This window comes from Streptomyces sp. NPDC051582, from assembly GCF_040681715.1.
Lineage (GTDB): Bacteria > Actinomycetota > Actinomycetes > Streptomycetales > Streptomycetaceae > Streptomyces.
This window is the reverse complement of record NZ_JBFAZJ010000089.1, coordinates 1-3,659: the sequence shown is the minus strand read 5'-3', so window position 1 is coordinate 3,659 and position 3,659 is coordinate 1. Positions and strand designations below refer to the sequence as shown.

Annotated in this window: 1 protein-coding gene; it reads right to left on the bottom strand. The window is 69.4% G+C overall.

Going from position 1 to position 3,659, the window contains the following annotated elements; genetic code table 11:
* Positions 1 to 3,659, bottom strand: a 3,659-nt coding sequence (locus tag AB0M92_RS39135; RefSeq protein ID WP_366107166.1) for an amino acid adenylation domain-containing protein, incomplete at both ends; no start/stop codon positions are given.

The window sequence follows — 3,659 nt, the reverse complement described above, 5'->3', positions numbered from 1 at the left end:
TCATCCTCGTCACCGAGGACCTCCCGCTGCCACAGCGTGTAATCCGCGTACTGCACCGCAAGCGGCCGCCACTCCGGCGCCTGCCCCTGACAACGCGCCTCATACGCCTGCGACAGATCCCCCGCCAGCGGCGCCATCGACCAGCCGTCCGCCGCAATGTGATGGACCACCATCACCAGAACCCACTCACCCGGAGCATCCGCGACCTCCAACAGCCGCACCCGCCACGGCAGATCCCGCTCCAGATCGAAGCCGACACCCGTCACACGCGCCACCATCGCGGCGACATCGCCTGCCGGCACGGACTCCACGGCAACATCGGGAACCCCTGCGGCACCCTGCCGTATCTCCTGCCGCGGCTCGCCGTCCACCTGCGGGAACACCGTCCGCAGACTCTCGTGCCGGCCCGCGATGTCCGCCAAAGCGGCCCGCAGCGCCGCCACATCCAGCGCGCCCGTCAAACGCAGCACCAGCGGGATGTTGTACGTCGCCGACACACCCTCCAGCTGGCCCAGGAACCACAGACGACGCTGCGCGAACGACACCGGAAGCACCTCCGGCCGCACCCGCCGCCCCAACGCCTCACGAACCCGAACACCCTCATCGAGCCGCCCCACCAGCCCGGCCACGGACGGAGCCTCGAACAACGACCGGATACTGACCTCGACCGCGAGGACCGACCGGATCCGGCTCACCAAGCGCGTCGCGAGCAGCGAATGGCCACCCAGCTCGAAGAAACCGTCATCGATCGACACCGACTCCACGCCCAGGACCTCCGCGAAGAGCCCGCACAGGATCTCCTCCCGCGGCGAGCGCGGCCCACGGCCCGCTCCCACCGCCGCGTACTCCGGGGTGGGCAGAGCACGCCGGTCCAGCTTGCCGTTCGGCGTCAACGGCAGCGCATCGAGCACGACGAAGGCCGACGGCACCATGTAGTCCGGAAGCCGCTCAGCCACGAAACCACGCAGCACAGTGGGGTCGAGAGCGCCGGTTCCCGCGCCGGCGCCCGGCACCACGTACGCCACCAGCCGCTTGTCGCCGGGGATGTCCTCCCGTACGACCACGGCCGCCTGGCTCACGAGGGCGTGCTCGGCCAGGGAGATCTCGATCTCACCGAGTTCGAGTCGCTGTCCGCGGATCTTGACCTGGTGGTCCCGTCGCTCCACGAACTCCAGGCGGCCGTCCGGGAGGCACCTGACGTAGTCACCCATGCGGTACATCCGGGCACCGGGTTCGTCGGAGAAGGGGTCGGCCACGAAGGCGGCCGCCGTACGGTTCGCGTCGCCGATGTAGCCCTGTCCGACGCCCACACCACTGACGTACAGGTCGCCCGGCATTCCCGGGGGGACCGGTTGCAGAGCCTCGTTCAGGATGTACAGCCGTATGTTTCGAATCGGGGTGCCGATGGTGACCTTCTGCTCGGCACCGTACTTCTCGCTCGTGATGATGGCGTGCGAGACGTCGTCCGAGCATTCCGTCGATCCGTAGGCATTGACCAGCGGGATCTGCGGGTACCGCGCGAACCACCGCTCGCACAGGCTGCCCGGAAGCGGCTCGCCCGTCACCACCAACCAGCGGAGCCGCGGCAGTTCGAGCCGTACTCCCTCGGCGTCCCACAGGTCGAGGGCGGCCCGGAGGAGGGAGGGTACGACCTCCAGGACGGACACGCCTTCGTCGGTCACGCGCCGGAAGAGCTCCCTGGGGTCTGCCGCGACCGTCCGGTCGACGACACGGATCCGCCCGCCGAGCATCAGCGCCGCGAACATCTGCCAGACCGAGATGTTGAAGGTCAGCGGTGCGTTCTGCATGACGTGGTCCGTGGCGGAAAGGCTCAGGTCCTCGATCTTCGCCAGCAGATGGTTCTCCATGCCGGCCCGGTGGACCATCGCGCCCTTCGGGCGCCCGGTGGAACCCGAGGTGAAGATGGAGTACGCGATGTCGTAGGTCCTGGACCGGCTCGGGTACCACTCGGCCGCGTCCTGTTCGTCGCCCATGACCAGGACCTCGATGCTGCCGCCCGACGCCGCCGCGATGGCCCGAGCCTGCTCAAGGTGTTTCTTCTCCGTGAGCAGGCAGCCCGCACCGCTGTCGGTGAGGTACGTCGCGCTCCGCGCGTTCGGGGCATGGGGATCCAGCGGGATGTAGCCCGCCCGGCTGCCGAACACGCCCAGCACCGACCAGACGAACGGCGCGCCGGGATCGGAAAGGATTCCGACGAGTGCTCCCACGCCCGTCCCGCGTTCCGCAAGGCGCCTGGAGAGTGCGCTCGCTCGGGACATCAGGGCCTCGTAGGTGACGTCTCCTTCGTCGTCCGTGACGGCGACCGCGTCCGGCTGCCGGCGGGCGACTTCCCTGATCCTGTCCACGACATCGCGGAACTCCGCCACGTCACGTCGGCCGTGCAGGGCAGAGAGCACCTGCTCGCGCTCGTGCGCGTCGAGGATGCCGACACGGCCGACGGGGGTCCCCGGGGTTTCGGCAATGGCCCGGAGCACGAGGAGAAGCCGGCTGCCGAGTTGCTCCACCGCCGTCCGGGTGAACAGGTCGGGTCCGTATTCCATGCGGATCTCGACGCTGTCCCCGGGCAGGACGCGCAGGTTCATCGGGTAGTGGCTGGCGTCGTGGGCTTCGGCGTGAGTGAGGTTGAGGGCGGACGTCGCCCGTTCGAAGGCCTCGTTCTCGACCGGGTAGTTCTCGAAAACGATCACGCTGTCGAAGAGCTCATTGGCCGCGGTGAGGTTGTGGATGTCGGTGAGCTTGAGGTGCTGGTGGGGAAGGAGGGCGCTCTGTTCCCCCTGGAGCCGCACGAGTGCGTCGGTCAGGGCCTCGGCCGGCTTGAGGCGTACCCGTACCGGCACGGTGTTGATGAACAGGCCGACCATCGATTCGATGCCGGGGATCTGGGCCGGGCGTCCCGCGACCGTCGCACCGAAGACCACGTCGTCCTGTCCGGTCATGTGCCCGAGCAGGATCGCCCAAGCCTGCTGGACCACCGTGTTCAACGTGACCCCGCAGCTGCGCGCCGCAGCCGTCAAGGCGGCCGTCAACTCCTCCGGCACGCGCACCGTGACCCGCTCGGGAGCCACCGGCACCCGCCCCGCACGCACCGGCGCCAGCCGGGTCGCCTCCTCCACACCCGCGAGGGACAGCCGCCACGCCTCCTGCGCCGCACCACGATCCTGCTCCGCCACCCACGCCAGGTAGTCCCGGTAGGGGGTGACGGGCTCTAGGTGGCCGCCCCGCCCGCCCTGGGCAGAGGCAACGAACAGCTCGCGCATGAGCACGGGCAGGGACCACCCGTCGAGCAGCAGGTGATGACAGCTGAAGACCAGCCGGAACCGCTGGTCACCGAGGCGGATCAGCGTGAACCTCAGCAGCGGCGGAGCGGACAGGTCGAACCGCCGCGCCCGGTCCTGCTCCAGCCACTGGGCAACCGCGGCCGCCTGGCGGCCGGCGTCCAGGTCGGAGAAATCGATCTCCTCCCAGGGAAGCTCCACCCTCCGCGGAATGACCTGGACCGGCTGCCGCAGACCCTCGTGCATGAAGGCCGCGCGCAGATTCGCATGCCGGTCCACGACCACGGACGCCGCGGCCCGCAGCGCCGCGCGGTCCAATGGCCCTTCCACCAGCGACGACAACTGCGTCGTGTAGACGTCCAG